Source organism: Rubellimicrobium mesophilum DSM 19309 (assembly GCF_000600335.2).
GTDB classification, from domain to species: Bacteria; Pseudomonadota; Alphaproteobacteria; order Rhodobacterales; family Rhodobacteraceae; genus Rubellimicrobium; species Rubellimicrobium mesophilum.
In genome coordinates, this window is sequence record NZ_KK088555.1 from 77,431 (window position 1) to 103,018 (window position 25,588).

Sequence of the window (25,588 nt, forward strand, 5' to 3'; positions counted from 1 at the left end):
CGCCCGTGAGGGGTGGCTTGCGGGCGGTCGGGGCTGCGTCCCGCGCCCGCCTTTGGCTGCAACTCGTCAGACGAAGGCACATCATGACCGACAAGCCGACATTTCACCCCAAGCCGGGGCGGATCGAGTTCGTTCGCGCGCCCCAGCCGTCCCATTGGGTCCTGCCGCACCGCGCGGGCTTCGACCCCGGCGGACCGGCATCGCGTGTCCCGGACGGGCCGAAGGGTCCCAAGGGAAAGCCCATTCGCCTGCCCAGCATGTCGCGCGGGCGAGGGTAAGGCGAGGGCCTTCGGCGGGCGGGTGGCCCGCCGGAGGCCCGTGGCTCAGGGCACCGGCGCCCAAAGGACCTCGTCGATGCGGGGGGCGCCGGTGGCGAGGACCACGAGGCGGTCGAAGCCCAGGGCGATGCCGCTCGCCGGGGGCATATGGGCGAGGGCGCTCAGGAAGTCCTCGTCGAGGGGGTAGCGCTCGCCGTAGACGCGCTGCTTCTCGTCCATCTCGGCGATGAAGCGGCGGCGCTGCTCCTCGGGGTCGGTGAGCTCGCCGAAGCCGTTGGCGAGCTCGACCCCGCAGGCGTAGAGCTCGAACCGCTCGGCCACGCGGGGGTCGTCGGGGGCCTTGCGGGCGAGCGCGGCCTCGGGGGAGGGGTAGCGGTCGAGGATCGTGGGACGGCCATGGCCGAGGTTGGGCTCGACATGGGCCGTGAGGATCTTGGCGAGGAGGTCGGACCAGGTGTCGTCGGCGGAGGGGCGGAGGCCGATGGCGGCGGCCTGCTCGCGCAGGAGGTCCGCGTCGGTGGTGCCGTCATCACGGATCGTGGAGAGGAGGTCCACGTCGGCGTGGATGTCGAAGGCCTCGGCGACGGAGAGACGCTCCGGGGGCGCGAAGGGGTCGCAGGTGGCGTCGCGCCAACGGAGGACGGGCGTGCCGGCGACCTCGGCGGCCATGCGGAGGATGGCGGCGCAGTCCTGCATGAGGGCGTCGTAGGGGTCCCCGGCACGATACCATTCGAGCATGGTGAACTCGGGGTGGTGCAGGGGGCCGCGCTCGCGGTTGCGCCAGACGTGGGAGAAGCTGAACAGGCGCGTCTCGCCGGCGGCGAGGAGCTTCTTCAGGGCGAACTCGGGGCTCGTGTGGAGGTGGAGGGTGCGCGTGCCGCCATCGTTGCCGATGGCGGTCGTGGAGAAGGCGTGGAGGTGCGCCTCGTTGCCCGGCGAGGTCTGGAGGGCGGAGGGGTCGGCCTCGAGGAAGCCCATGTCGTCGAACCAGGCGCGGAGGGCGGACTGGAGCCGGTTGCGGGCGAGGAGGAGGGGGCGGCGCGTCTCGTGGCGCGCGGGGGTCCACCAGGGGTCGGTCATGCGGGGTGTCTCCGGGGGGACAGGGGGCGGCGCCGGGGGGCGGTCATGCGGGGCTCCTCTGGCGGATGAAGGCAAGATGCGCTAGGGGGCCGCCTGATGCGTCCCGGGCGGTGGGGTCACGACGATTCCCCGGCGGGTCGGCTGGTCCCCGCGCGGGGCCGAATTCGTCGCCATCCAAGGATCAGACCCGTGAAAGTCATCGCCTCCTCCCTCCGCAAGGGCAACGTGCTCGAGATCGACGGCAAGCTCTATGCCGTGCTGACCGTGTCGAACTTCCACCCCGGCAAGGGGACGCCCACCACCTCGGCGGACCTGCGTCGCCTGTCGGACGGCGTCAAGGTCTCGGAGCGCTGGCGCACCGTCGAGCAGGTCGAGCGCGTCAACGTGGACGAGCGGGAATACGACTTCCTCTACGAGGACGGCGAGGGCTTCCACTTCATGCAGCCCGAGTCCTACGAGCAGGTGACCGTGGGCGCCGACCTGATCGGGGACGACAAGGTCTACCTGCAGGAGGGGATGCGCGTCTTCCTCAAGACCTACGAGGGCGTCGCGGTGGGGATCGAGTATCCGCAGAAGATCACCGTGGAGATCGTCGAGACCGAGCCGGTGGTGAAGGGGCAGACGGCGTCGTCCTCTTACAAGCCGGCGATGGCGGGGAACGGGCTCCGGATCATGGTGCCGCCGCATATCGGCGTGGGGACCCGGGTCATCATCAACACCGAGGACAACTCCTACGTGAGCCGGGCGCAGGATTGAGGCCCCACCCCCCGCGAACGGACGAAGGGCGCCCCTCGGGGCGCCCTTCGCGTTTCGGGGCGGTGAGGAGGCTCAGCGGCGGTCGCGGAAGGCGTAGGCGGCGAGCGTGAGCATCATCCAGGCCAGCGACGCGAAGAGCGCGGTCAGCAGCGTGAGCTCCCAGCGCTGGGGATACTCGGCGCGCTGGGCGAGCGTGGGCTCGACGTGGGCGGCGAGGTAGCGGCTCTGCTGGCGGCTCTCGGCAAGGGCGCCGTCGTAGGAGGCCATGGCCGCGATATAGGCCCTCTGCGCGAACTCCTGATCGACCTGGAGCTTCTCGTAGTCGCCCACGAGGTCGGCGAAGGCCGTGCCGCCCGAGGCATCCTCGGGGGCGGCGTCGGGGTCGCCCTCGGTCGAGGTGCCGCGGCCGAGGCCGAGGTTGGCGCGCTCGTCGGCGATGCGGGCCTGGATCACGTCCACGCGGTCCATGGCCTGCCCGACCCGGGGGTCGTCGTCGGCGGCGCTCTCGCGCAGGAGGTCGAGCTCGATCAGGGCCTGGGCGAGCTGGTCCTGGAGCCGGCCCAGCAGGCCCATCTGGGTCTGGAGGTTGGCCTCGGGGTCGACGAGCTGGTTGACGTTGCGGAATTGCGTCAGGGCCGCGCGGGCGTCCTTGAGACGTTCGATGGATTCGTCGAGCTCCTCGCGGGCGAGGCGGGTCTTGTCGGACTGGGCGATGTCCGAGAGCTGGTTGATGAGGCGCTGCGACTCCTCGAAGATCGCCTGGGAGATGGCCTGGGCGTCCTCCGGGGTGAAGGCCTGCACCTCGACGTCGAGGAGGCCGGTGGAGCTGTCGTTGTAAACCGCCACCATGCCCTGCCAGTAGCCGACGAGGTCTTCGATGGTGCCGGGGGAGTGATAGGCGAAGATCGGGTCGCAGTCGGGGTCGCCCTTGGCCCAGAGGCCGCGGAGGTCGAGCCTGGCGTCGATCTTCTCCACGATCTCCTGGCTCTGGATGTAGCGGTAAAGGATGTCGGTGTCCGAGGAGGAGGAGTTGCCGCCCATGCCCACCAGGCCGCCCAGAAGGGACGCGGCCGAGGCGGCCTCCTCGGTGCGGACGGAGAAGCCGACGGACGAGGCGTAGCGCGGGGAGGCGCGTTCCCAGAGGTACCAGGCGGTGACGCCGGTCGGCAGCACCACGAGGAGGAGGAAGGTCACCAGCACGCCCCAGTGGCGGGCCCGCGCCCGGGCGGCACGGGCGGGACGGCGCAGCGGGTTCGTCAGCCGGGCGCCGGGGCGCGGCTGGAAGCCGTCGTCGTCGTCCATGTCGCGGCGCACGGGCCCGACCGGCGCGACGGCCGGAGCCGAGGGCGGGACCGGGGCGGGGGCCGAGGGGGCGGCGACCTGCGGAAGGGGCGGAACCTCGCCGCCGGGGGCCAGCAGCGGGTCGGGCGCGCGGGTCCGGCCGTTGCGGATCCGGTTGCCGCTCTGGCGCCGGGCCTCCATGCGGAGGAGCTTGGCCTGCTGGGGCGAGATGTCGCCGATCTCGGCCGCGCGCTGGCGCTGACGCTCGGCCTTGCGGTCCTCGAGAGAGAGGACCGGGGTCTCGGCGGGGCCGACGTGGTCGGGGGCGGGGGCGGCCTCGGGGGACTTGCCGTCGCGGGGAGGAGGCGTGTCGGCGGGTGCGCTCATGAGAACCTGACAGCTTGGGAAAGGGGTCGGTGGCCCGGCGGCGCCCCCAGGACGCGGAACGAGCCGGCGGCGGGGGCCGCGCCGTCGGATCGGGTTGCACTTCGGGGGCCATTTCTACATAGGCCCGGGACGGAAGGCCAGACGGCACGATGACGCCGCCTCCGCCAGGGGCGCGGAGGTCGAGCCGGGCGCGGGGCCGGGGAGGGAGCGGGGGCGATGGCGCCGCATGTCCATGTCCTGATGGCGACCTGGAACGGCGCCGCCCATCTGCGCGAGCAGTTGGCGTCCTTCGAGGCCCAGACGCACGGGGACTGGTCGCTCTGGGTCTCGGACGACGGGTCCACGGACGGCACGGGGCCGATCCTCGCCGATTACGCGGCGGCGCGGCCGGGGCGGGTGCACCTGTTCGAGGGGCCGAGGCGGGGGAGCGCCGCGAACTTCCTGAGCCTGATGGCTCGGGCCGAGCTGCCCGAGGGGATCGTGGCGCTCGCGGACCAGGACGACGTGTGGCTGCCGCACCGGCTGGAGCGGGGGCTCTCGTGGCTCGGGCAGGGGGACGGGCGGCCCACGGTCTATGCGAGCCGGACGATCCGGGTGACGGAGGACCTGGAGCCGCTCGGCCCCTCCATCGACCACCGGCGCGAGCCGGTCTTCGCCAACGCGCTGGTGCAGAACATCCTGGCGGGGAACACGCTGATCCTCGACGGGGCGGCGCTGCGGCTGCTGCGGCGGACGGTGCCGGCGGCGCTGGGGGCGGGCGTGCGGCACCATGACTGGTGGGTGTATCTGGTCGCCTCGGGCGCGGGGGCGCGGATCGCGATCGACCCGGAGCCGGGGGTGCTCTACCGCCAGCACGAGGGGAACCACATGGGCGCGCACCGCGACGCGCGGGGGGCGCTCGCGCGGTTGCAGGCGCTGCGGGGCGGGGTCTGGAACGACTGGGCCGACCGGAACGGCCGGGCGCTGGAGGCCGCGGGCGAGGTGCTGACGCCGGAGGCGCGGGCGCTGCTCGGGCGGTTCCAGGCGATCCGGTCGGGGACGCGGGGCGTCGCGCGGGCGCGGGCGCTGCGGGCGGCGGGCATCCACCGGCAGTCGCGGCGGGGCGACGCGATCCTGGCGGCGATGGCGGCGCTGGGGTGGATGTAGGCGCTGGACCTCCGGGCCGGGCGGGGTAGGGTCGCCCCGGACAGGGAGGATTCTCATGGCAGGCGTGGCGATCGTCACCGGGGCGGGGACCGGGATCGGGCGGGCAGTGGCGCGGGCGCTCGTGGGCGCGGGCTGGCGCGTGGGCTTCGTGGGGCGGCGGGAGGCGCCGCTGCGGGAGGCCGTGGCCGAGGCGGGGGGCGGCCTCGCGCTGCCCTGCGACGTGACCGATGCCGCGCAGGTCGAGGCGGCGGTGGCGCGGGTCGTGCAGGAGTGGGGGCGACTGGACCTGCTGTTCAACAACGCCGGGCGGGGGTTCAAGGCGGCGACCATCGACGAGACGCCGGTGGAGGAATGGCTGGACGTGGTGGCGGTGAACCTGACGGGGAGCTTCCTCTGCGCGCGGGCGGCGTTCGGGCAGATGCGGCGGCAGAGCCCTCCGGGGGGGCGGATCATCAACAACGGTTCGGTGAGCGCGCAGGCGCCCCGGCCGGGGTCGGTGGCCTACACGGCGACCAAGCACGCGATCACGGGGCTGACGAAGTCACTGGCGCTGGACGGGCGGCCCTGGGACATCGCCTGCGGGCAGATCGACATCGGCAACGCGCTGACCGAGATGGCGCAGGCGATGACCGTGGGCGTGCCGCAGGCGGACCTGAGCATCCGGGCGGAGCCGGTGATGGACGTGCGGGCGGTGGCGGACGCGGTGCTCTACATGGCGGGGCTGCCGCTCTCGGCCAACGTGCTGACGATGACGGTGATGGCGACGAAGATGCCGCTGGTGGGGAGGGGCTGAGGATGCGGATTCTCATCACCGGCGCGGCCGGGATGATCGGGCGCAAGGTCGCGGAGCGGCTGGTGCGGGACGGGCATCTGGGGGGGAGGCGCCTGGAGGCGCTGGTGCTGCACGACGTGGTGCGGCCTGGGACCGAGGGGCCGGGCGTGACAGCGCTGGAGGGGGACCTGTCCGCCCCGGGCGCGGTGGAGGCGCTGGTCGCGCACCGGCCGGACGTGATCGTGCATCTGGCCGGCGTGGTGTCCGGTGAGGCCGAGGCGGATTTCGAGAAGGGGTATCGGGTCAACCTCGACGGGACGCGGGCGCTTCTGGAGGCGGTGCGGGGGGCGGGGCTGCATCCGCGCTTCGTCTTCGCCTCCACGGAGGCGGTGTTCGGGGCGCCGTTCCCGGACGTGATCCCGGACGACCTCGCGCCGCAGCCGCTGACGTCCTATGGGACGCAGAAGCTCATCAGCGAGGCGCTGGTGAACGACTGGTCGCGGCGGGGATTCCTCGACGGGGTGTCGCTGCGGTTCCCGACGATCTGCGTGCGGCCCGGCAAGCCCAACCGGGCGGCGAGCGGGTTCTTCTCGGGCATCGTGCGGGAGCCGCTGGTGGGGCTGCCCGCCGTGCTGCCGGTGCCGCGGGACGTGGTGCACACGATGGCCTCGCCCCGCGCGGCGGTGGGGTTCGTGCTCCATGCGGCGACGATGGACACGGGGGCGCTGGGCGGGCGGCGGGCGGTGATCCCTCCGGGGGTCGCGGTCAGCGTGGGCGAGGAAATCGAGGCGCTGCGGGAGGTGGCGGGGGACAAGGCGGTCCAGCTCATCGAGGAGCGGCCGGACCCGGCGGTCTGGGCGATCGTCTCGACCTGGGCGAAGGCCTTCGAGGCGAAGCGCGGACAGGAGCTGGGGTTCGAGGCGGAGGGGAGCTTCGGGGAGATCCTCCGGGTGCATATCGAGGACGAGTTGAGGAGACGGGTGCCGGGCTGAGTTCTTCCCGGTTGCTGTCGGGCCTTCACGGGGACGCGAGGCGCGGCTTCGGTTCGCTGCCGGGAGGCGTTGTGCCTTCACGCAACCCATTGGACCCAGACATAAAGGAGGCGCTTTCATGCGTATTCCCCTTCGATTTCTCCTGGCCCCTGTCGCCCTCGCGCTGCCGTCAGCGGCCCTCGCGCAGCAGGAGCCTGTCGTCGAGGCGCAGGTCGTGCCCCTCGCGGAGTGGAACCAGGACGAGCTCTATGCCACCGGCATCAGCCTCGACGAGCTGATCGGGGCCGAGGTCATCGGGCCGGAGGGCGACGAGGACATCGGCGACGTGGAGAACGTGCTCTTCGGGCCGGACGGGCAGGCGCTGGCCGTGGTGGCCGAGATCGGCGGGTTCCTGGAGCTCGGCGACACCCATGTGAGCATCCCCTGGGATCAGGTGGAGGTGATGGACGGCGGGGACGAGGTGCGCGTGCCGGTCACCGAGGAGTCGGTGAGGGACTACACGCTGTTCTCGGACGCGGTCGTGAGCCTCGGGGACGTGCAGGAGGTCCAGCAGGTGAGCGGCGACAACGCCGGCGTGGTGGGGACCGGGCCACGGGTCTGGCGGGCGACGGATCTGGTCGGCGACTATGCGCGGCTGCTCGACGGCGGGAGCCTGGCCAACTACGGCTATGTCGAGGACGCGATCCTGCGCGACGGGCGGATCGAGGCCGTGGTGGTGAGCCCGGACGTGACCTGGGGGACGCCGGGCGCCTATGCCTACCCCTACAGCGTCGGCTGGATGCCGGGGACGGGCTACTACGACCTGCCCTATGACCGGACCGAGGTCGAGGGGCGGCAACCCTTCGAGGAGGATCGCCTGGCCGAGGACTGAGGCGACCGGGCCGGGCGGTCCCCCCGAGGGCCGCCCACTCGCGAGCCGGCCCGGGATCGCGAACGGCTTCGGGAGGGGGGGCGCGCGCCGGGACGGAGCCGCGCCCTCGCGATGCGTCAGACCTCGCTCACCAGCGGCTCCCCCGCGAAGTGCGCGCGAAGGTTCGCCAGCACGTTCGCGGACATGGCGTCGCGGGTCTCCCGCGTGGCGCTGCCGACGTGGGGGGTGAGGACGACGTTGGGGAGCCCGGTGAGGCGCGGGTCGGGTCGGGGCTCGTTCCACATCACGTCGAGGGCGGCTCCGCCGAGGCGGCCCGTGGCGAGGGCCTCGATCAGGGCGGGCTCGTCCACGATGCTGCCGCGCGCGACGTTGACGAGGAGGCCCTCGGGGCCGAGGGCGTCGAGGACCTCGGCGTTCACCATCTTCGCCGTCTCGGGGCCGCCGGGAACGATGACCACGAGGATGTCCGACCGCTCCGCAAGGCGGAAGAGGGAGGGCTCGTGCTCGTAGGGGACCTCGCGCGGGGTGCGGGTGGTGTAGGCGATGCGGAGGCCGAAGGACTCGGCGCGCTTCGCCACGGCGCTGCCGATGGTGCCGAGGCCGAGGATGCCAAGCGTCCGGCCCTGGAGGGCGCGGCCGAGGGGGAATTCCCCATTGGCCCAGGCGCCGGTGCGGACGTGGGCGTCGAGTGCGGGGAGGGCCTTCCAGCCGGCGAGGAGGAGCATGAGCGCGACGTCGGCGACCTCCTCGGCCAGGGCGACGGCGGGGTTGGTGAGGGGGATGTCGCGGGCCTTGAGGGCGGCGCGGTCGATGCCTTCGAGGCCGGCCGAGCCGGAGGCCACGAGGCGGAGGTTGGGGAGGCGCCCGATCTGCGCGGCGGTCAGGCCCTTGTGGCCATCGGTGACGACCGCCTCGATGCGGGGCCCGAAGCGGTCGAGGAGCAGGTCGGGCTCGTCGGAGAGGTCGAGGCGGTGGACCTCGCAGGCGGCCTCGAGCTCGGACTGCCGGGCGGGGCTCAGGGGCTGGAGGACGAGGACGGCGGGGATCATGCGGACTCCTTGAGCCGACGGACGCGCTCGCGCCAGAGGGTGAAAAGGCCGGCGGCGACCACGATGCCGCCGCCGATCACGGTGGTCGTGTGCAGCGTCTCGTGGAACACGGTGACGCCGATGGCGGAGGCGAAGACGAGCTGGAGGTAGGCGAAGGGCTGGACGATGGCGGCCTCGGCGACCTCGTAGGTCTTGATGAGGAGCCAGTGGCCGAGCACGCCGGTCATGCAGAGGACCGCCATCATGGCCCAGTCGGCGGGGGACATCGGCTCCCACATCGGCAGGCCCACGAAGGTCATGGCGACGGCGCCGCCGACGCCCGTCCAGAAGAAGCTGGTCGCCGCGCTGTCCCGGCGGGAGACGAGGCGGGTGAGCAGGCTGTAGAGCGCGAACATGGCGGCGCCGATCAGCGGCACCACGGCGGCGAGGTCGAAGACGGCGACCCCCGGGCGCAGGATCACGACGATGCCCAGGAAGCCCACGCCGATCGCGGCCCAGCGGCGCCAGCCGACCTTCTCGCCCAGCACGGGGCCGGAGAGGGCGGCGATGATGAGGGGGCAGGCGGCGAAGAGGGCGTGGCTCTGCGCTAGGCCCAGGAGGGTGAAGCCGTAGACCGTCACGCAGATCTCGGCCACGAGGAGCACGGCGCGGAAGATCTGGACGAAGGGCTGCGAGGTCGCGGCGGCGGCGCGGATCGAGCCCTGCTGCGCGCGGCCCAGGAGGATCACGAAGCCCGCGAAGAACCAGAAGCGGATCATCACGACCATGTAGACGTTGGTCGCCTCGGCGAGGTGGCGCGAGAGGCCGTCCTGCGCGGAGAAGACGAAGGAGGTCAGCGCCATCAGGGCGATGCCGAGGCGGGGATCGTTGCGCTGGGCGATGGCGACGGTCATGCGGGAGCCTTTGCAACGGACATGTGGCGCTTGGTGCCGAAGCCGGGGCGGCGTTCGACCGCGAGGCCGGCGTCGGCGAGGGCGCGGCGGACGTGGCCGGCGGCGCTGTAGGTGGCGAGGGTGCCGCCGGGCTTCAGGCGCCGTGCGACGGCCTGGAGGAGCGCGGGCTCCCACATCTCGGGGTTCCTGGCGGGGGAGAAGCCGTCGAGGTAGGCGGCGTCGGCCCGGCTCTCCCAGGCGGGAAGGGTTTCTCTTGCGTCGCCCTCGACGATCCGGAGGGTCACGTCGCCGAAGGTCCAGGGGCCGGGGGCGCGGAGGGCCTGCGTGAGCTCGGCGGCCTCCGGGGCGATCTCGGGGAAGGCCGAGAGGGCGCGGGCGCGGTCCTCGGGCGACATCGGGAAGGCTTCGAAGCTCGTGTAGGCGAGGGGGCCGGGGTTCGTGGCGCGGTGGGCCCGGAGGGTCACGAGGAAGTTGAGGCCGGTGCCGAATCCCAATTCGAGGATGGAGAACCCGGGGCGGAAGCGGGCGGGCAGTCCGTTTCCGGCGAGGAAGACGTGGCGCGTCTCCTCGAGCCCCCCCTGGAGGGAGAAGTAGGGGTCGTCGAAGCGGCGCGAGACGGGGGTGGCGTCGCGCCAGTCGATCTGGGCGGTCTGGTCCGGCATGGGCGCGCGTGGTTGAAGGTCGGCGCCGGGTATGGGTCGAGGGGGCGGGAATGGCAAGGATCGACGTGACCGTGCGGGGGGCCGGGGTGCTGGGGCTCGCCTGCGCGTGGAGCTGCGCGGAGAGGGGCGCGCGGGTGCGCGTGGTGGACCCCTTCGGCGTGGGCGCGGGGGCGAGCGGCGGGGTGATGGGGGCGCTGTCGCCGCACGCGCCGGAGGGCTGGGACGAGGGGAAGGCGGCGCAGTTGGAATCGTTGCGGATGCAGGAGGGGTTCTGGGCGCGTGTGCGGGAGGCCGGGGAGGAGGACCCTGGCTATGCACGGACGGGGCGGCTGATGCCGATGGCGGACGAGAAGGGGCTGGAGGCGGCGCGGCGGCGGGAGGTGGCGGCGCGGGAGCTGTGGGGCGGCTCGGGGGAGTGGCGCGTCGAGCCGGTCGCGGAGGGCTGGGGGCCGGTGTCGGCCTCGGGCGTCCGGGTGCGGGACACGCTGGCGGCGCGGGTGGCGCCCCGACGGGGACTCTCGGCGCTGGTGGCGGCGATCCGGGCGAAGGGCGGGGAGGTGGTGCGCGACGGCGCGGAGGAAGGAGCGGTGATCCTCGCGACCGGGGTGGCGGGCCTGGGCGGCGCGGGGGTGAAGGGGCAGGCGGCGGTGCTGCGGCTGCCGGGGGTCGAGGCGGAGCCGCAGGTCTACGCGGGCGGGGTCTATGTGGTGCCGCACGCGGATGGGACCGTGGCGGTGGGGTCCACGGCGGAGAAGGAGTGGAGCGACCCGACCGGCACGGACGAGAAGCTGGAGGCGGTGATCGCCAAGGCTCGGGCGCTGGTGCCGGCGCTGGGGGAGGCCCCGGTGGTCGAGCGCTGGGCGGCGGTGCGGCCCCGGGCGGCCACGGGGCAGTTGTGGCTCGGGCGGGACGAGTCGGGGGCCTTCGTGGCGAACGGGGGGTTCCGCACGGGCTTCGGGATGGCGCCGCTGGCAGGGCGGTGGATGGCGGACCTGGTGCTGGAGGGGCGGGACGCGATCACGGCGGCATTCCGGGCCTGAGGCGCTCGGCCCCCCGGCGGCTTCGCCGCGCGGGGGGCCCTTGGGTGACGCGGCCGCCGGCCCGGCCTTTCTGGCGCGGGCTTCGTCCCGGGGCGGCCGTTCGTCGATGTCCCGCGCGATGCCTGCCCTGCGCGGGGTGATTCGGTGTTTCGCAGAAGATGGTTAAGAAAGGGTTTACGCGCTGGGAGGGGGCGCTGCCCCCGCCACGCGAGGCGCGACCCCCCGGATCATTTGGGCGCCAGATAAGGTAACGCTTCGTCAATCTTCTTCTGCCATACTGATCGCACGGTACAGGCGGGGGTGACGAGCGCCCGGACGATCCTCCGGTGGAGGATCGTCAGCGAGGAACGATGACCGTGCCAGGTAAAGGCCCCCTTCGGGCTCGTGCCGAGGGGGATGACCCCCTGCTCCCTTACCTGGCCGCAAATGTCCCGGGGGAGTCGCGCCGCGCGCGCAGGGGCGGAGCCCGCACGACGGCTCCATCCGGCGCCTCCGCGTCATCCCTTGAGGCTCCCGGCCCTCTGGACCAAGGTGCGCCGCGACGGAAAAGGGGGACCCTTCATGCGGCACGGTGGACAGATTCTCGCGGACCAGCTTCGGCTCCATGGCGTGGGACGGGTGTTCTCTGTCCCGGGGGAGAGCTTCCTCGCGGTGCTGGACGGGTTGCACGAATCGGGCATCCGGAACGTCGTTTGCCGGCAGGAGGGCGGGGCCGCGATGATGGCCGAGGCGCAGGGCAAGATGACCGGCGAGCCCGGCATCTGCTTCGTGACGCGCGGGCCCGGGGCGACCAACGCGGCGGCGGGCGTGCACGTCGCGCGGCAGGATTCGACGCCCATGATCCTGTTCATCGGGCAGATCGACCAAGGGCACCGCGACCGCGAGGCCTTCCAGGAGGTGGACTTCCGCGCGATGTTCGGCCCCCTCGCCAAGTGGGCGGCCGAGATCGAGACGACCGAGCGCATCCCGGAATACGTCGCGCGGGCCTTCCGGGTCGCGACCTCCGGGCGGCCAGGGCCGGTGGTGCTGTCGCTGCCGGAGGACGTGCTGAACGAGGAGGCCGAGGTGCCGGACCGCGCACCCGCCGGGCCCACGCTGGGGCCCGACTGGTCGGGCGCGGCGCGGGAGGCGATGGAGGTGCTGCGGGGCGCCGAGCGGCCACTGGTCGTCGTCGGCGGGCCGCACTGGTCGGCCGAGGCCGGGGCGGACCTAGTGCGGTTCGCGGAGGCGCAGGGCCTGCCGGTCGCGGCGGGGTTCCGGCGGCAGGACTACATGGACAACCGGCACCCGAACTACGTCGGCGACCTGAACGTGGGGGTGAACCCGCGCCTCGCCAAGCGGCTGCGGGAGGCGGATGCGCTGCTGCTGCTGGGCACGCGGCTCGGGGACATCGAGACGCAGGGGTATACGCTTCTGGACCCCCGGGGGCACGGGAAGCGCATCGTCCATGTCCATCCCGACGCGGACGAGCCGGGGCGGGTCTGGGGAACGGAGCTTGCCGTGGCGGCGAGGGCGCCGGACTTCGTGGCGGCGCTGGCGCAACTGAACGGCGCGGGGGGCGACTGGGGCGAGTGGGTGAAGGGCGCGCGCGCCGACTACGAATGGTGGCGCACGCCGCAGGAAACGCCGGGCACCGTCAAGCAGGAGCAAGTGATCGCCTGGCTCTCCGCGAACCTGCCCGAGGACGCGATCCTGACCAACGGGGCGGGGAACTTCGCCGCCTTCCTGCACCGCTACTTCACTTACAAGGGGTATCGGACGCAGCTCGCGCCGACCTCCGGGTCGATGGGCTACGGCTTCCCGGCGGCGGTGGCGGCCTCGCTGGAATGCCCGGACCGCTGCGTGGTCTGCGTGGCGGGCGACGGCGACTTCCAGATGACGCTGAACGAGTTGAGCACCGCCGTGCAGTTCGGCGCGAAGCCGGTCGTGATCGTGATGAACAACGGCCGCTACGGGACGATCCGGATGCACCAGGAGCGGACCTATCCGGGGCGGGTCTCGGGGACGGACCTCGCCAACCCGGACTATGCCGCGCTGGCCAGGGCCTATGGCGGCTACGGGGAGGTCGTGACGCGGATGGAGGAGTTCCCCCACGCGTTCCTTCGGGCGCGGGAGTGGGGGACGGTGGCGATCCTCGAGTGCCGCGTGGATTCGGAGGCGCTGACGCCGTCGCAGACGCTGAGCGCGGCGCGGGCGCAGGGGATGAAGGCGCGGGGCTGACGCAGGCGGGCGACCCCGACCGTCCGGGGCGGCGAGGGACGCATAGGACCTCGCGGGGGGCTTCGCCCCGCCCGCGCTCGGGCGGCCGTGCCTGGGAACGTTCCCGATCCCCGAGGGCAGATTCCTCGGGGCCTGGGGGATCGAGCGCCCGCCCGCATTGGCCGCCCCTCCCGGGGGCCCTAGGTCTATCGGCGAGCAGGCCGGTCCGGTCCTGCGCCGGCGCCCGTCCCGAGGCGCCCATCGTGGGGCCGTGGGGGCGGGGCGCGCTTCCCCGATTCCCCATGGGAGGACGAGCCATGTCCAACTTCTCGGTCGGCTATTTCGTCGGAAGCCTCGCCAAGGCCTCGATCAACCGGCGGCTCGCCAAGGCGCTGGTGCGCCTCGCGCCCGACAGCCTGGAGATGCGGGAGATCCCGTTCGGGTCGCTGCCGCTCTACAGCTACGACTACGACGCGGACTATCCGCCGGTCGCGCGGGAGTTCAAGGCGGCCATCGCGGCGGTGGACGCGGTGCTCTTCGTGACGCCGGAGTACAACCGCTCGATCCCCGGAGGGCTCAAGAACGCCATCGACTGGGCGAGCCGGCCCTGGGGGCAGAACTCCTTCACCCGCAAGCCGAGCGGCATCATCGGCACCTCGCCCGGCAAGATCGGCACCGCCGTGGGCCAGCAGCACCTCAAGAGCATCCTGAGCTTCTGCAACTCGCCCATGATGAACGCCATTGAGGCCTACATCCAGTTCACCCCGGACCTGATCTCGGAGGACGGCGAGGTGAGCGACGCCTCCACTCGCGACTTCCTGACCAACTACATGCAGGAGTTCAGCGACTTCATCGGCCGGGTCTACACGGCGCTGCCCCGGTCGGCGTGAGCGGGGGCGACCTGCGGGCGGGTCACGGCAGGAGGCCCGCCATGCGAAGCTGCGCGGCCGTGACCTCGGGCAGGTCGGGCAAGGCGGAGAGCGGAAAGGCGCGGACCTCCGCGATCTCGAGGGACCAAGCGGGCGGGGCGTAGGCGACGTCCCTGACGAGGAAGACCTGGGCGATGCCCCGGCGGAAGTCGGGCCTATGGTGGAACTCGCCGATCCATGTGACGGCGCCGTGACGGAAGAGGCCGATCTCCTCGCGCAGCTCGCGCAGGGCGGCGGCCTGGGCGTCCTCGCCGCGCTTGAGGCCGCCTCCGGGCAGGCGCCAGCCGCGCGCATAGGTGAGGCGGACGAGGACAAGCTCGCCACCGGCGGTCAGGGGGACGGCGTGGGCGCCGGGCGAGAGGGGACGGGTGACGAACCAGACGGCGCGGCGACTGGCCTGGAAGGAGGACATCGCCGCCCGGAGCGCGAGCGCGGCGGCCCGCCTAACGGCGCCGCGCGGGCGCGGCGCGGGCGAGCTCAGAACTCCACCCCCGCCTGAGCCTTCACGCCGGAGCGGAAGGGGTGCTTGACGAGCTCCATCTCGGTCACGAGGTCGGCCTGCTCGATCAGGCGCTCGGCGGCGTTGCGGCCCGTGAGGACGACATGGGTGGTGGGGGGCTTCTCGGCGGCGAGGAAGGCCAGCACGTCGTCGAGCGGGATGTAGTCGTAGCGCAGCGCGATGTTGATCTCGTCGAGGAGGACCATGCGGTTCGCGGGGTCGCGGATCAGCTCCTTGGCCTTGTCCCAGGCGCGGGTGGCGGCGGCCACGTCGCGGGCGCGGTCCTGCGTCTCCCAGGTGAAGCCCTCGCCCATGGTGTGGAACTCGCAGAGGTCGGCGAAGTGGGCCTGGATGAGGTCGCGCTCGCCGGTGGACATGGCGCCCTTGATGAACTGGACGACCGCGCAGTGCATGTCGTGGGCGATGCAGCGGAAGATCATGCCGAAGGCGGCGGAGGATTTTCCCTTGCCCTTGCCGGTGTGGACGATGACGAGGCCCTTCTCCTCGGTCTTGGTGGACATGATCTTGTCGCGGGCGGCCTTTTTCTTGGCCATCTTCGCGGCGTGGCGGGCGTCGTCGTGCTCGGGGGCCTCGGGGGTCGCGTCGGTCATGGGGGTCACTCGCTTCTCGAACCAGACGGAGGTGGGGCGGTCGTAGCCCTCGTGCGTCCTGGTGTGGGTTTCGACGTAGCCCTCGGAGCGGAAGAGGGCGTGGTTCTGCGTGAGCTCCACCCGGCAGCCGAGGGTGACGCGGGGCTTGTCCAGGGCCTTGGCGCGGGCCTCGGCGAGGCGCAGGAGGGCGCGGGCGTGGCCCCGGCGGCGGTGGTCGGGGTGGACGGAGAGGCGGCCGGCGTAGAGGCCGCCCTCCTCGGGGGTCAGGATGATGACGGCGGCGAGGGGGTCGCCGATGGTCCAGACCTCGCCGTCCGTGGCGAGGCGCAGGACGTCGGTCTCGGTCATCAGGTGCATGGAGGAGGGCGGGTCGATGACGCTCTCCAGCTCGGCGAAGGCCGTGCGGATCAGGGAGAGGACCTGCGGGAGGGCGGGGTCGGTCGGGAGGAGGCGGCGCGGGGTCATGGGGCCTGGACCGGGCGGCCGTCGAGGCGCTTGGCGAGGAAGATGCGGGCCTGGCCAGGCGGATAGTCGGGGATGCGGCCGACCTCCTCGTAGCCGAGCTTCGCGTAGAAGCCGGGGGCCTGGAAGCTGTAGGTGTCGAGCCAGAGGCCGATGAGGTCGCGGGCGCGGGCCTCGTCCTCGGCGGCCTGCATGAGCCTGCTGCCGACGCCGGTGCCCTGGGCGTGCCTGGCGACGCCGAGGAGGTGGAGGAACATCCAGCGCTGGGTGATGCGGGCGGTGAGGCCGCCAAGCCAGCGGTCGCCGTCCCAGGCCTCCAAGGCGAGTTCCTTGGGCGTGAAGGGGAGGGCGGCGTCGCGGGCCTGCTCGAAGATCACGGCGAGGATGCGGTCGCGGGCCGCCGAGATGTCGGAGGGGGCGGGGCGGATCTCGACGGTCATGCGGAAAGCTCCTCGAGCCGGGCGCGGGCGGAGTTCGAGCGAGGGGTCCAGAGACCGCGGTCGATGGCCTCGGACAGCCGCTGGGCGATCTCGCGCAGGGCGCTCGGGTTGTTGTCCCGGATGAAGTCGCGGACGGCGTCGTCCTCCAGGAAGGCCTGCTCCACCGCGTCGAAGTGGTGGTTGCGGACGGCGTGGGTCGTGGCGGCGAAGGCGAAGAGGTAGTCCACCGTCGCCGCGATCTCGAAGGCGCCCTTGTAGCCGTGGCGCATGACGCCGGCGATCCACTTGGGGTTCACGACGCGCGAGCGCAGGACGCGGGCGACCTCCTCGTCCAGGGTGCGGATCACGGGCCGCTCGGGGCGGGAGTGGTCGTTGTGGTAGGCCGGGACGGGCTGGCCCTTGAGCGTCTCAATGGCGGCGAGGGCGCCGCCTTCGAACTGGTAGTAGTCGTCCGAGTCGAGCAGGTCGTGCTCGCGGTTGTCCTGGTTCTGGACGACGGCGTCGGCGTGTTTCAGGCGGGTCGCGAAGCCGTCGCGGTCGGGCTTGCCCTCGGCGTGGGCGCCGTAGGCGTAGCCGCCCCAGTCGAGGTAGCTGTTGCCGAGGTCGGCACGGTCGGACCAGACCCGCTCGTCGATGAGAGCCTGGAGGCCGGCCCCGTAGGCGCCGGGCTTGGAGCCGTAGACGCGGCTTTGGGACTCGCCTTGCCGGGCCTTCGCGGCGGCGGGGTTCATGTCTCGGGCTCGTCCAGGGCCTGGACGGCTCGGGCGGCGCTGTCGAAGAGGGCCACGAGCTGCGGGAAGGCGTCGCGGAAGAAGCCGGAGATGCGGAGGGTGACGTCCACCCTCGGGCGGCCGAGGAGGGTGAGGGGAGGACCTCGAAGCCGGTGACGCGGCTGGACATGGGCTCCCACTGGGGTTTCACCCCCATAAGAGCGAGGCCCTGGGCGATGTCGTCGCCCCCGGTCCTCATGTTGGCGGTGCCCCCAGGCGGTGAGGAGGAGCGACTTGGGGTAGTCGCCTTGGTCCTGCAGGTGGCGCTCCACGAGGAGTTCGGCGCTGGCGCGCCCCAAGGTCCAGGCGGCGGGGGTGGGCAGCGCGCGGGCGTCGACGGAGAAGAAGTTGCGCCCTGTGGGGAGGACGTCGGGGCGACCTCGGGTCGGCGCGCCGGACGGGCCGGGAGGGATGGCCTTGCCGTCGAGCGCCGTCAGGAGGGCGGCGGACTCGGCGGGGCCGCAGGCACGCAAGTTCGGGAGGATGCTCCCGTGCAACTCCTCGATGACCGGGCGGGTCTTGGGCCAGCGGTGGTCGAGGTCGCGCGTGCTGGCGAGAAGCTGGCTGGAGAGCCATTCGAGACGCTCGACGGTGTCGCCGGTGGTGCGCCAGGGCTCGGTGATGGACATGGCTGAGAGGCCCTTGGGGCGTGGGCCGGTCCAGGGCTCGGCCATGTCGCAGTCGAGGGGGTCGAAGCCTAGGTCCATGTCGCTCGCCAGAGCGCGGAGGAGCGAGGGCTTGTCGCCGCGCGGGACCCGGACCAGGGCGAGCGCGAGGTCGCGTTCCTGATCGTCGGTGGGCGACTGGCCGAAGATGTGGAGGCCGTCGCGGATCTGTGCCTCCTTGAGGTCGCAGAGCCAGGCGTCGAGCTTCTGGATGTCGCCTTGATCCGAAAGGCCGGCGTCGGCGGCGATGCCGGTGGCTTGGGCGGTGGTGACGATCTCGCGCTTGAGGTGATCCGCGCGGCGGGGGTCGGTGGACTGGGCCTGCGCGAGTTCGTCCAGCAGCACCTCGAGGTCGCGCAGGGGGCCGTAGGCCTCGGCGCGGGTGAGCGGGGGCGTCAGGTGGTCGAGGATGACGGCCTGCGCGCGGCGCTTGGCCTGGGTGCCCTCGCCGGGGTCGTTGACGATGAAGGGGTAGAGATGGGGGAGCGGGCCGAGGGCGATCTCGGGCCAGCAGTCGGCGGAGAGGGCGACGGCCTTGCCGGGAAGCCATTCGAGGTTGCCGTGCTTGCCCATGTGGATCAGGGCGTGGGCGCCGAACTCCTCGCGGAGCCAGAGGTAGAAGGCGAGGTAGTGGTGCGGCGGGACGAGGTCGGGGGCGTGGTAGGTCGCCTTGGGGTCGATGTCGTAGCCGCGCGACGGCTGCAGCCCGACGACGGCGTGGCCGAAGCGGTGGATGGAGAGGGCGAAGGAGTCGCCGTCGAGGTAGGGGTCGGCCTCGGGCGCGCCCCAGCGGTCGGTGACCTGGAGGCGCGTCTCCCAGGGGAGGCTGTCGAACCAGGCGCGGTAGGTGGCGAGGGGCAGGCGCTCTCCGCCCTGCTTGTCCTTGCGGTCGGGGAGCCAGTTGGTCGGGCCGGCGAGGAGGCGGGCCATGAGGGCGGCGCTGTCCTCGGGGGCGTCCACGGCATAGCCCGCGTCCCGCATCAGGCGGAGGGCGTGGACGGTCGAGGCGGGGGTGTCGAGGCCCACGCCGTTGGCGAGGCGGCCATCCTTGTTGGGGTAGTTGGCGAGGACCAGGGCGACCTTGCGGTTACTCGGGGGGGTGGTGCGGAGGCGGGTCCAGTTGGCGGCGAGGTCGGCCACGAAGCGGATGCGGTCGGACTTCGGGACGTAGGTGACGATGGGGCACTGGGTGGCGTCGTCGAAGTGGGCCTCGTCCTTGAACGACACCGCGCGGGTGAGGAGGCGGCCGTCGATCTCCGGGAGCGCCACGTTCATGGCGATGTCGGTGGCGGAGAGGCCGCGCGTGCCGCTGGCCCACTGCTCCTCCGACGAGCCGGAGAAGACGACCTGGAGGACGGGGGCGGCGTTGGCCTCCGGCGAGGCGAGGGGGTTGTCGCCGGGATTCTCCGGGGTGCCGACGGCGAAGCTGGTGGCGTTCAGGATGACGGTCGGCGGGGCCTCGGAGAACAGCGCGGCGAGGGTGGCGCGGCTGAGCGGGTCCTTGAGGGAGGCGACGTAGATCGGCAGCGGGTTGAGGCCCTGGCGGAGGAGGGCCCGGGTCAGGTGCGCCACAGGGGCGGTCGCGCCGGACTGGACCAGGGCGCGGTAGAAGACGAGGGGGACGACCGGGGCGCCCTCGGTCCAGAGCTGGCGGATGGTGGCGAGGTCGGCCTCGGGGAGGCCGGGCCAGAAGGGGGCGGCCTTGAGGAGGGGCTTCGCCGGGGGCGGGGCCTCGGTGCCGTCGAGCATGGAGCGGGCATGGAGGAGGAAGCGGCGGGCGTTCTCCAGGCCGCCCTCGACGAGGTGGGACCAGAGGGCGGCGTAGTCGGTGTCGGAGACGGTGGAGAGGGCGCGGAGCTCGGCGTCGGGCTTGTCGTCGCCGGGGAGGGCGACGAAGGGGATGCCGCGCGCGTGGAGCGCGGCGGAGTATTGGGCGAGGCCGTAGGGCCAGTAGCTCTGGCCGCCGAGGATGCGGGCGACGACCATGCGCGACCTGGACGCGCATTGGGCGAGGTGGAGGTCCACCGACATCGGGTGCGCGAGGTTCTGGAGGCTCCAGAGGCGGAGGCTCGGGGAGTCCTCGCCCAGGTCGGCGTGGGCGGCGGAGAGGAGGGCGAGCTCGCTGTCGGCCGCCGAGAGGACCACGAGGTCGGCGGGCGTCTGGCGGGGATCGACGGGCTGCGCTCCGGTGTCGAGCGCGCCGGGGGTGGCGGCGAGGAGGTGCATCAGGTAGCGGCTGGCTTATATGGGTGGCCCAAGCGGGTCACGAAGGAGAGGCAGGAATGGCCGACTACAGCAAGCAGAAGAGTGGCAAGCCGCAGAAGAACCAGCCCCGGCACAGGGAGCACAACCAGCCCGGCGGCCCGGCGAACCCCTTCGGGAAGAAGGACGACAAGGCGGCTCTGCTGGAACGGATGAAGGCGAATGCGCAGAAGGGGAAGGACGCTGGGCAGGAGTGAGGGACGCACGTCGGCAGTAGGGTGCGCTTCAGCGCGCCGCGCGTTCCGGGCAATGGCCGGGTCATGGTGCGCTGAAGCGCACCCTACGGATCGATGACGGCGCCTCGTGGAGTTGCGCCCCGTCAGGGACGCCGTAGGGCGGGCTTCAGCCCGCCATGCAATATCGGCCGCTGGCAGGACCATGGCCGGCGAGGTCTGGCGGGCTGAAGCCCGCCCTACGGGTCCGGTCACAGCCGCTTCTCCATGAAGACGGAGTGGGGACCCTCCTCGTAGTCGCCGAAGGGGCCGCAATCGGAAAAGCCGTGGCGGTGGTAGAGGCGGTGGGCGGCGTGAAGGTCGTCGCCGGTCTCGAGGCGGAGGAGGGGCAGGCCCGTTGCGTGGGCACGCTGCTCAAGGGCGGCCATGAGGGCGGCGCCGACGCCCCGACCTCGCGCGGCGGGGTCCACGAACATCGACTTCACCTCGCCGTAGCCATCGAGCCTAGCGAGGGCGACGCAGCCGAGGGGCTGGACGTCCGCCTCGGCGATCCAGAAGTCGATGTGGGGCTGCGCGAGCTCGTCCACCGAGAGGTAGTGGTTGTGCTCGGGCGGGTAGAGCGACGCGAGCAGCGCGTGGCTTTGGCCGAGGAGGCGGCGGGCCTCCTCGGAGCAGGGGTCGCCCAGTCTGACGGTGATCTCGCGGACCGTCGGGGTCATCCCCGGATGGCCTCCTCGATGGCGGTGCGGTCGAGGCCGGCCTCGCCGATCACCACGAGCTTCGATTCGCGGGGCGAGGTGCCCCAGGGGCGGTCGAAGTAGGTCTCGATCCGGGGGCCGGCGGCTTGGACGGTGAGGCGCAGGGGCTTGCCGGCGACGGCGACGAAGCCCTTGAGGCGGAGGATGTCGTGGGCTTCGATGGCGCTTGCGAGGCGCTGGGTGAGGGCGGCGACGTCGGGGACCTCGGGGAGGTCGAGCACGAAGGACTCGAACTCGTCGTGGTCGTGGCCCTCCTCCTCGTTGTCGTGGTGGGGGGCGGAGCGGGTCTCCATGTCGGTCTCGGCGGCGGCCTTGATGCCGAGGATGACGTCGAGCGGCAGCGCGCCCTTCTGGGCGACGAGGACGCGGGCGCCGGGGCGGGCCTCCTCGGCGAGTTGCCGGGCGACATCAGCCGCCTCGGTGCCGCTCAGGAGGTCGGCCTTGTTGAGGACGATCATATCGGCGCAGGCGATCTGGTCCTCGAAGAGCTCGGAGAGCGGCGTCTCGTGGTCGATGCTGTCGTCCGATTGGCGCTGGGCCTCGATGGCGCTCTCGTCCTCGGCGAAGCGGCCCTCGGCCACGGCCTTGCCGTCCACGACCGTCACCACGCCGTCCACGGTCACGCGGGTCGAGATGCCGGGCCAGGCGAAGGCGCGCACGAGGGGCTGCGGGAGGGCGAGGCCGGAGGTCTCGATGACGATGTGGTCGGGCTTGTCGGGGCGGGCGAGGAGCTTCTCCATGGTGGGGAGGAAGTCGTCGGCGACGGTGCAGCAGATGCAGCCGTTGGACAGCTCGATGATGTCGTCCTCGGCGCAGCAGCCCTTGAGAAGGTCGCCGTCCACCCCGGTCTCGCCGAACTCGTTGATGACGAGGGCGATGCGGCGGCCCTCCGCGTTGTCGAGGAGGTGGCGGATCATCGTCGTCTTGCCGCTGCCGAGGAAGCCGGTGATGACGGTGGCGGGAATCTTCTGGGGCATCGTGGGCTCCGGGTCAGGAGGGACGTTGGGCGACCGCATAACAGTCTGCGCGACCTGCCGCGAGGGGGCGGGCCGGGCCTTGGCGGATCACCTGAGGGAAAAGGGCGTCGCGGTCCGGCTGGTGGAGTGCCTGAACGCCTGCTCGGCGCCACTCGCGCTGGCGGTGACGGGCGAGGGAAAGGCCACGTACCTCTTCACGGGTGTGGACCCGGAGGCCCAGGCGGAGGAGGTCGTGGCCTTTGCGGCGCTGTATCGGGATGCGCCCCGCGGCGAGGTCGCGGATGCCCGGCCCTGCGGGAACCTGCGATTCTGCCTGAGGGGGCGCATCCCGGCCTAGGCGGTCCGGCGGGCGGGGGCCCGCTCGGAGAGGGCGCCGGAGAGGACGCCCAGGAAGGCCCAGGAGAGCGCGGCCACGCCGAGGGAGCGGGTGGCGAAGGCGGCCGCGAGCCCGGGCGGGACGAGGCCGTCATGCGTGGGCGGCTGTGGCGCGCCGAAGGCGTGGGGCAGCAGGATCAGCACAGCCCCGACCGCGAGCCAGGGCAGGCCGCGCCCGAAGGCCATCGCCGCGAGGCCCAGCGCCGTGAAGCCCACGCAGAGCACCCACCAGGCCTGCCGCGCGCCGAGGCCGGCGGCCTCCATGCCCGGTAGCTCGGGCGGGAGGCCCACGGCGGGGGCGAGCTGCACCGCCGCGAAGCCCGCGAAGCCCCAAAGGAGGCCGGCGCGGGCATCGATGCGATGGCCGGTCCGCGCGGCGGCGGACATGGCGGCGCCGAGGACGAGCCCGAAGCCCGCATAGGCGACGAGCGTCATCGTCACGGTGCCGAAGGTGCGGGCCAGGCCCCCGGGCTCTTCCGTGGCCTCATGGGCGTGCTCGGTCCCGTCCTCGTGGGTGTGGGTCTCGGCCTCGCCGGCGTGGGTGTGGCCAGCGGCGCCCTCGAAGACCTCGGCTTCGAGGATCAGCGGCGTGAGCATCCAAAGGTTGAGGAGCGCGGCGAGGAATCCCGCCGCGAGGCCGGCGATCAACGCGCCGGTCAGGATCCGCGATGTCACTGGCGTGGGGGCGTCAGTGGCAGGGGAAGGCGATGGCGTGCCGCTGGTCGTGCGCGGTGTCGTGGATCACCGTCGCGTTGGCGAAGCCCGCGACGAAGACCAGCGACAGGCCGAGGACGGCGGCGAAGGCGATGGACAGGGTCTCGGCGTCGAAACGGGCGCGCGCGATCGAGAAGAACATAAGTAGGCTCCTGCTCCCGTCCCACCGACGGGGTTGGCGTTTCATCGCGCATGGCAGGTCTCCTGGCTCGCGGATCGCTGCGCCTCGCCGCCTTCCCGGGCCTGGGGCCCAGTGGCACGTTGACGGGCGCTCTCCGCTGACAGTCGCGGGGGCGGCTGCGGGCGGGTCCCCCCGGGCTGGGTCGGGTCCTTCCGCATTCCCTGTTCGTCCCCTGCCGCCTGGGGCGGTGTCGGGGAACCATGCACGGTCCGTTCTGCGCGCCGGGGGACCGGGGGTCAAGCGCGATTCCGACATGTCGGATGCCGCGACCGGCCGTTGACTTGCCTCGGGCGGCGGGCGGATGCTGGGAACGGGAAGCGGAACGAGCCTAAGATGACGATCTGGCAAGGACTTCTGGACCGGATGCTCCGGTCGCTCATGCGCCGCGGCGGGCTGGCGGTCCGCTATCCTGACGGGACGGTCCGGCGCTACGGGACGGGGGAAGGGCCCGTCGTCGCCCTGCGGGACGAGGCGACCGTCCGGGCGCTGGTGACGAACCCGCAGCTCGCGCTCGGCGAGGGCTACATGGAGGGCGCCATCGAGATCGAGGGCGACGACCTCCACGGCGTGCTGGCGCAGGTGGTGCCCAACACGGCGGCCAGGGAAGCCGGCTGGTTCCGCGCGCGGCAGGCGATCGGGAACATGACCGGGTGGTTCCGGCAGATCAACGGGTTGCGGAGGTCCAAGGCCAACGTGGCGGCGCACTACGACCTGACGCCGGCGCTCTACGACCTCTTCCTCGACGCGGACAAGCAGTATTCCTGCGCCTACTTCCGCACGCCCGACGACACGCTGGAGCAGGCGCAGGCGCAGAAGAAGGCGCACATCGCCCGCAAGCTGCTGATCCGGCCGGGGATGCGCGTGCTCGACATCGGCTGCGGCTGGGGGGGCCTCGCGCTCACCCTCGCGCGCGATTTCGGGGCGAAGGTGGTGGGGATCACGCTGTCGGAGGAGCAGCTCGCCGTCGCGCGGCGGCGGGCGGAGGAGGCGGGGCTCTCGGACCGGATCGAGTTCCGGCTGCAGGACTACCGGCTGGTGACTGAGACCTTCGACCGGGTGGTGTCGGTCGGGATGTTCGAGCACGTGGGGCGGCCGAACTACGGGACCTACTTCCAGGCGGTGCACGACAGGCTCGCGCCGGACGGGGTGGCGCTGATCCACACCATCGGCAACCCGGGCACGCCGTCGCCCACGAACCCCTGGATCACGAAATACATCTTTCCCGGCGGCTACATCCCGGCGCTGTCCGAGATCACCCCCGCCATCGAGAGGGCGGGGCTCAGGCTCTGCGACCTCGAAGCTTGGCGGCTCCATTACGCGCACACGCTGCGGAACTGGTTCGACCGCTTCACCGCGCGGGCGGCGGAGGCGGAGGCCATGCACGACGCGCGCTTCGTACGGATGTGGAAGTTCTACCTCGCGGCCTCGGAGGCGACGTTCCGCTGGGGGAACCAGGACGTGTGGCAGTTCCAGCTCTCGCGGAAGGCCGATTCGGTGCCGATCACCCGGGATTACCTCTACGAATTGACGAACCGGCTGGTGGGCTGACAGAAGGGGGCATCCCACCGGAGCCCCCATGCGCCTCACCCGGCTGCGCCTCAACGGCTTCAAGAGCTTCGCCGACCCGACCGAGCTGAGCATCGCGCCGGGGCTGACCGGCGTGGTCGGTCCCAACGGCTGCGGGAAGTCGAACCTCCTCGAGGCCCTGCGCTGGGTGATGGGGGAGACGCGGCCCACGCAGATGCGTGGGTCGGGGATGGAGGACGTGATCTTCGCCGGGACCTCGCGGAGGGGCGCGCGGGCCTGGGCGGAGGTGGCGCTCGCCTTCGAGAGGGAGGGGAAGGAGACCGAGCTCGTCCGGAGGATCGCGCGGGACGGGGGCTCGGCCTATCGGCTGGGCGGGCGCGAGGCGCGGGCGCGGGATATCCAGGTGATGTTCGCGGACGCGGCCTCGGGTGCCCAGTCGCCGGCGCTGGTGCGGCAGGGACAGATCTCGGAGCTGATCGGGCAGAAGCCCAACGCCCGGCGGCGGGTGATCGAGGAGGCGGCGGGCGTCGCGGGGCTTCAGGCGCGGCGGGGAGAGGCCTCGCAGCGGCTGGCGGCGGCCGAGGCGAACCTCGCGCGGGTGGCGGAGGTGACGGCGGGGCTGGCCGAGCGGCTGCGGGGTCTGGAGCGGCAGGCACGGAACGCCCAGCGGTTCCGGGAGGTCGCGGCGGCGATCCGGGTGGCGGAGGGGCAGCTCCTCTGGCGCGGCTGGGCGGCGGCCGAGGAGGCGCTGGCGGCGGCGGAGGGGGCGGCGCGGACTCGCGGGGGTCTCGCCGCGCGGGCGGAGGAGGAGGCGGCGCGGGCGGCGCTGGCGCGGGAGG

Annotated in this window: 26 protein-coding genes, 1 pseudogene and 1 riboswitch; of the genes and pseudogenes, 12 read left to right on the forward strand and 15 right to left on the reverse strand. The window is 72.6% G+C overall.

Annotated elements, in window-relative coordinates; genetic code table 11:
* Positions 1 to 323: 323 nt before the first annotated feature.
* Positions 324 to 1,358 (reverse strand): EF-P lysine aminoacylase EpmA, encoded by a 1,035-nt coding sequence (epmA, locus tag RUMESO_RS04750; protein WP_037278460.1) that lies wholly within the window; start codon positions 1,356 to 1,358, stop codon positions 324 to 326.
* 189 nt (positions 1,359 to 1,547) lie between these two features.
* Here epmA and efp point away from each other — a divergent pair, with 189 nt between their 5' ends.
* Complete coding sequence (efp, locus tag RUMESO_RS04755) at positions 1,548 to 2,114, forward strand: elongation factor P (RefSeq protein WP_037278462.1); 567 nt, start codon at positions 1,548 to 1,550, stop codon at positions 2,112 to 2,114.
* A gap of 72 nt (positions 2,115 to 2,186) precedes the next feature.
* On the opposite strand, the gene RUMESO_RS04760 is transcribed toward efp, so the two are convergent.
* Positions 2,187 to 3,782 (reverse strand): KpsE/RkpR family capsule polysaccharide export protein, encoded by a 1,596-nt coding sequence (locus RUMESO_RS04760; protein ID WP_245639149.1) that lies wholly within the window; start codon positions 3,780 to 3,782, stop codon positions 2,187 to 2,189.
* Between the two features lie 216 nt (positions 3,783 to 3,998).
* Here RUMESO_RS04760 and RUMESO_RS04765 point away from each other — a divergent pair, with 216 nt between their 5' ends.
* From RUMESO_RS04765 to RUMESO_RS04780, 4 genes are all read left to right on the forward strand, one after another.
* Complete coding sequence (locus RUMESO_RS04765; RefSeq protein ID WP_037278464.1) at positions 3,999 to 4,928, forward strand: glycosyltransferase family 2 protein; 930 nt, start codon at positions 3,999 to 4,001, stop codon at positions 4,926 to 4,928.
* 55 nt (positions 4,929 to 4,983) lie between these two features.
* Complete coding sequence (locus RUMESO_RS04770; RefSeq protein ID WP_037278466.1) at positions 4,984 to 5,721, forward strand: SDR family oxidoreductase; 738 nt, start codon at positions 4,984 to 4,986, stop codon at positions 5,719 to 5,721.
* A 2-nt stretch (positions 5,722 to 5,723) separates the two neighbouring features.
* The gene (gene denD, locus RUMESO_RS04775; RefSeq protein ID WP_037278469.1) at positions 5,724 to 6,692 is read left to right on the forward strand and encodes a D-erythronate dehydrogenase; all 969 of its coding nucleotides are present in this window, start codon (positions 5,724 to 5,726) and stop codon (positions 6,690 to 6,692) included.
* Positions 6,693 to 6,810: 118 nt separating this feature from the next.
* Positions 6,811 to 7,563 (forward strand): PRC-barrel domain-containing protein, encoded by a 753-nt coding sequence (locus RUMESO_RS04780; protein ID WP_051521032.1) that lies wholly within the window; start codon positions 6,811 to 6,813, stop codon positions 7,561 to 7,563.
* A 116-nt stretch (positions 7,564 to 7,679) separates the two neighbouring features.
* Here the strand turns inward: RUMESO_RS04780 and RUMESO_RS04785 are convergent, their stop codons facing one another.
* From RUMESO_RS04785 to mnmC2, 3 genes are read right to left on the reverse strand one after another with little or no spacing between them, the layout of a single operon-like run.
* On the reverse strand, positions 7,680 to 8,612 hold the full coding sequence (locus RUMESO_RS04785) for a 2-hydroxyacid dehydrogenase (protein ID WP_037278471.1): 933 nt from the start codon (positions 8,610 to 8,612) through the stop codon (positions 7,680 to 7,682).
* Positions 8,609 to 9,505, reverse strand: a complete 897-nt coding sequence (locus RUMESO_RS04790; RefSeq protein ID WP_037278473.1) for a DMT family transporter — start codon at positions 9,503 to 9,505, stop codon at positions 8,609 to 8,611. Before RUMESO_RS04790 ends, RUMESO_RS04785 begins: the two co-directional genes overlap by 4 nt.
* Positions 9,502 to 10,167, reverse strand: a complete 666-nt coding sequence (gene mnmC2, locus RUMESO_RS04795; RefSeq protein ID WP_037278476.1) for a tRNA (5-methylaminomethyl-2-thiouridine)(34)-methyltransferase MnmC2 — start codon at positions 10,165 to 10,167, stop codon at positions 9,502 to 9,504. Before mnmC2 ends, RUMESO_RS04790 begins: the two co-directional genes overlap by 4 nt.
* Before the next feature lie 50 nt (positions 10,168 to 10,217).
* On the opposite strand from mnmC2, the gene RUMESO_RS04800 reads away from it, so the two are divergent.
* The 3 genes from RUMESO_RS04800 (at position 10,218) to RUMESO_RS04810 (ending at position 14,296) form a co-directional block, all read left to right on the forward strand.
* Entirely contained in the window at positions 10,218 to 11,207 is a 990-nt protein-coding gene (locus tag RUMESO_RS04800; protein WP_037278478.1) for an NAD(P)/FAD-dependent oxidoreductase, read from the forward strand.
* A 561-nt stretch (positions 11,208 to 11,768) separates the two neighbouring features.
* Positions 11,769 to 13,427, forward strand: coding sequence for a thiamine pyrophosphate-binding protein (locus RUMESO_RS04805; RefSeq protein WP_037278480.1), 1,659 nt, complete (start codon positions 11,769 to 11,771; stop codon positions 13,425 to 13,427).
* A gap of 296 nt (positions 13,428 to 13,723) precedes the next feature.
* Positions 13,724 to 14,296, forward strand: a complete 573-nt coding sequence (locus RUMESO_RS04810; protein WP_037278482.1) for an NADPH-dependent FMN reductase — start codon at positions 13,724 to 13,726, stop codon at positions 14,294 to 14,296.
* 22 nt (positions 14,297 to 14,318) lie between these two features.
* Here RUMESO_RS04810 and RUMESO_RS04815 read toward each other — a convergent pair whose 3' ends face one another.
* The 6 genes and pseudogenes from RUMESO_RS04815 to cobN form a co-directional block, all read right to left on the reverse strand.
* Positions 14,319 to 14,747: an NUDIX domain-containing protein gene (locus tag RUMESO_RS04815; protein WP_037278484.1), complete on the reverse strand. Its 429-nt coding sequence runs from the start codon at positions 14,745 to 14,747 to the stop codon at positions 14,319 to 14,321.
* A 65-nt stretch (positions 14,748 to 14,812) separates the two neighbouring features.
* Complete coding sequence (cobO, locus tag RUMESO_RS26130; protein WP_037278524.1) at positions 14,813 to 15,445, reverse strand: cob(I)yrinic acid a,c-diamide adenosyltransferase; 633 nt, start codon at positions 15,443 to 15,445, stop codon at positions 14,813 to 14,815.
* 81 nt (positions 15,446 to 15,526) lie between these two features.
* Positions 15,527 to 15,910: pseudogene (locus RUMESO_RS28065) on the reverse strand (GNAT family N-acetyltransferase); the annotation flags it as partial.
* Positions 15,907 to 16,347, reverse strand: coding sequence for a GNAT family N-acetyltransferase (locus tag RUMESO_RS04825; protein WP_037278486.1), 441 nt, complete (start codon positions 16,345 to 16,347; stop codon positions 15,907 to 15,909). The gene RUMESO_RS04825 and the pseudogene RUMESO_RS28065, both read right to left, overlap by 4 nt.
* Positions 16,344 to 17,078: a cobaltochelatase subunit CobN gene (locus RUMESO_RS27690; RefSeq protein WP_281177536.1), complete on the reverse strand. Its 735-nt coding sequence runs from the start codon at positions 17,076 to 17,078 to the stop codon at positions 16,344 to 16,346. The genes RUMESO_RS04825 and RUMESO_RS27690 overlap by 4 nt, the downstream gene beginning before the upstream one ends.
* Positions 17,075 to 20,008 carry a cobaltochelatase subunit CobN gene (cobN, locus tag RUMESO_RS04830; RefSeq protein ID WP_281177537.1) on the reverse strand — a complete coding sequence of 978 codons (2,934 nt, stop codon included), beginning with the start codon at positions 20,006 to 20,008 and terminating at the stop codon, positions 17,075 to 17,077. The genes RUMESO_RS27690 and cobN overlap by 4 nt, the downstream gene beginning before the upstream one ends.
* Positions 20,009 to 20,064: 56 nt before the next feature.
* Between cobN and RUMESO_RS25660 the strand changes: the two genes are divergently transcribed.
* A complete protein-coding gene (locus tag RUMESO_RS25660; protein WP_037278488.1) occupies positions 20,065 to 20,241 on the forward strand; it encodes a hypothetical protein in 177 nt (58 codons plus the stop codon).
* Between the two features lie 227 nt (positions 20,242 to 20,468).
* On the opposite strand, the gene RUMESO_RS04840 is transcribed toward RUMESO_RS25660, so the two are convergent.
* Positions 20,469 to 20,936 (reverse strand): GNAT family N-acetyltransferase, encoded by a 468-nt coding sequence (locus RUMESO_RS04840; protein ID WP_037278490.1) that lies wholly within the window; start codon positions 20,934 to 20,936, stop codon positions 20,469 to 20,471.
* The gene (cobW, locus tag RUMESO_RS04845) at positions 20,933 to 21,952 is read right to left on the reverse strand and encodes a cobalamin biosynthesis protein CobW (protein ID WP_037278492.1); all 1,020 of its coding nucleotides are present in this window, start codon (positions 21,950 to 21,952) and stop codon (positions 20,933 to 20,935) included. Before cobW ends, RUMESO_RS04840 begins: the two co-directional genes overlap by 4 nt.
* A 25-nt stretch (positions 21,953 to 21,977) precedes the next feature.
* Here cobW and RUMESO_RS04850 point away from each other — a divergent pair, with 25 nt between their 5' ends.
* The gene (locus RUMESO_RS04850) at positions 21,978 to 22,289 is read left to right on the forward strand and encodes a DUF1636 family protein (RefSeq protein ID WP_037278525.1); all 312 of its coding nucleotides are present in this window, start codon (positions 21,978 to 21,980) and stop codon (positions 22,287 to 22,289) included.
* Here RUMESO_RS04850 and RUMESO_RS04855 read toward each other — a convergent pair.
* Both RUMESO_RS04855 and RUMESO_RS23935 read right to left on the reverse strand, forming a co-directional pair.
* Positions 22,286 to 23,002, reverse strand: coding sequence for a CbtA family protein (locus tag RUMESO_RS04855; RefSeq protein ID WP_037278494.1), 717 nt, complete (start codon positions 23,000 to 23,002; stop codon positions 22,286 to 22,288). The genes RUMESO_RS04850 and RUMESO_RS04855 overlap by 4 nt on opposite strands.
* 13 nt (positions 23,003 to 23,015) lie before the next feature.
* Positions 23,016 to 23,183: a CbtB domain-containing protein gene (locus RUMESO_RS23935; protein ID WP_082483362.1), complete on the reverse strand. Its 168-nt coding sequence runs from the start codon at positions 23,181 to 23,183 to the stop codon at positions 23,016 to 23,018.
* A 35-nt stretch (positions 23,184 to 23,218) separates the two neighbouring features.
* Positions 23,219 to 23,440: riboswitch (cobalamin riboswitch) on the reverse strand.
* Between the two features lie 115 nt (positions 23,441 to 23,555).
* Between RUMESO_RS23935 and RUMESO_RS04860 the strand changes: the two genes are divergently transcribed.
* Together RUMESO_RS04860 and RUMESO_RS04865 are read left to right on the forward strand one after the other, a co-directional pair.
* A complete protein-coding gene (locus RUMESO_RS04860) occupies positions 23,556 to 24,770 on the forward strand; it encodes an SAM-dependent methyltransferase (RefSeq protein ID WP_342670723.1) in 1,215 nt (404 codons plus the stop codon).
* A 28-nt stretch (positions 24,771 to 24,798) separates the two neighbouring features.
* On the forward strand, positions 24,799 to 25,588 hold a 790-nt coding region (locus tag RUMESO_RS04865), incomplete at its 3' end, for an AAA family ATPase (protein ID WP_037278496.1).

What these genes read in the sequence shown, in the direction of transcription:
- RUMESO_RS04805 (WP_037278480.1), top strand. Translation starts at nt 11,769, where the DNA reads ATGCGGCACGGTGGACAGATTCTCGCGGACCAGCTTCGGCTCCATGGC.
- RUMESO_RS04765 (WP_037278464.1), top strand. Translation starts at nt 3,999, where the DNA reads ATGGCGCCGCATGTCCATGTCCTGATGGCGACCTGGAACGGCGCCGCC.
- RUMESO_RS04785 (WP_037278471.1), bottom strand. Translation starts at nt 8,612, where the DNA reads ATGATCCCCGCCGTCCTCGTCCTCCAGCCCCTGAGCCCCGCCCGGCAG.
- RUMESO_RS04780 (WP_051521032.1), top strand. Translation starts at nt 6,811, where the DNA reads ATGCGTATTCCCCTTCGATTTCTCCTGGCCCCTGTCGCCCTCGCGCTG.
- RUMESO_RS04815 (WP_037278484.1), bottom strand. Translation starts at nt 14,747, where the DNA reads ATGTCCTCCTTCCAGGCCAGTCGCCGCGCCGTCTGGTTCGTCACCCGT.
- RUMESO_RS04860 (WP_342670723.1), top strand. Translation starts at nt 23,556, where the DNA reads ATGACGATCTGGCAAGGACTTCTGGACCGGATGCTCCGGTCGCTCATG.
- cobN (WP_281177537.1), bottom strand. Translation starts at nt 20,008, where the DNA reads ATGCACCTCCTCGCCGCCACCCCCGGCGCGCTCGACACCGGAGCGCAG.
- RUMESO_RS04810 (WP_037278482.1), top strand. Translation starts at nt 13,724, where the DNA reads ATGTCCAACTTCTCGGTCGGCTATTTCGTCGGAAGCCTCGCCAAGGCC.
- cobW (WP_037278492.1), bottom strand. Translation starts at nt 21,952, where the DNA reads ATGCCCCAGAAGATTCCCGCCACCGTCATCACCGGCTTCCTCGGCAGC.
- RUMESO_RS04800 (WP_037278478.1), top strand. Translation starts at nt 10,218, where the DNA reads ATGGCAAGGATCGACGTGACCGTGCGGGGGGCCGGGGTGCTGGGGCTC.
- RUMESO_RS04825 (WP_037278486.1), bottom strand. Translation starts at nt 16,347, where the DNA reads ATGACCGTCGAGATCCGCCCCGCCCCCTCCGACATCTCGGCGGCCCGC.
- mnmC2 (WP_037278476.1), bottom strand. Translation starts at nt 10,167, where the DNA reads ATGCCGGACCAGACCGCCCAGATCGACTGGCGCGACGCCACCCCCGTC.
- RUMESO_RS04790 (WP_037278473.1), bottom strand. Translation starts at nt 9,505, where the DNA reads ATGACCGTCGCCATCGCCCAGCGCAACGATCCCCGCCTCGGCATCGCC.
- cobO (WP_037278524.1), bottom strand. Translation starts at nt 15,445, where the DNA reads ATGACCGACGCGACCCCCGAGGCCCCCGAGCACGACGACGCCCGCCAC.
- epmA (WP_037278460.1), bottom strand. Translation starts at nt 1,358, where the DNA reads ATGACCGACCCCTGGTGGACCCCCGCGCGCCACGAGACGCGCCGCCCC.
- RUMESO_RS27690 (WP_281177536.1), bottom strand. Translation starts at nt 17,078, where the DNA reads ATGAACCCCGCCGCCGCGAAGGCCCGGCAAGGCGAGTCCCAAAGCCGC.
- denD (WP_037278469.1), top strand. Translation starts at nt 5,724, where the DNA reads ATGCGGATTCTCATCACCGGCGCGGCCGGGATGATCGGGCGCAAGGTC.
- RUMESO_RS23935 (WP_082483362.1), bottom strand. Translation starts at nt 23,183, where the DNA reads ATGTTCTTCTCGATCGCGCGCGCCCGTTTCGACGCCGAGACCCTGTCC.
- RUMESO_RS04840 (WP_037278490.1), bottom strand. Translation starts at nt 20,936, where the DNA reads ATGACCCCGACGGTCCGCGAGATCACCGTCAGACTGGGCGACCCCTGC.
- RUMESO_RS25660 (WP_037278488.1), top strand. Translation starts at nt 20,065, where the DNA reads ATGGCCGACTACAGCAAGCAGAAGAGTGGCAAGCCGCAGAAGAACCAG.
- RUMESO_RS04770 (WP_037278466.1), top strand. Translation starts at nt 4,984, where the DNA reads ATGGCAGGCGTGGCGATCGTCACCGGGGCGGGGACCGGGATCGGGCGG.
- RUMESO_RS04760 (WP_245639149.1), bottom strand. Translation starts at nt 3,782, where the DNA reads ATGAGCGCACCCGCCGACACGCCTCCTCCCCGCGACGGCAAGTCCCCC.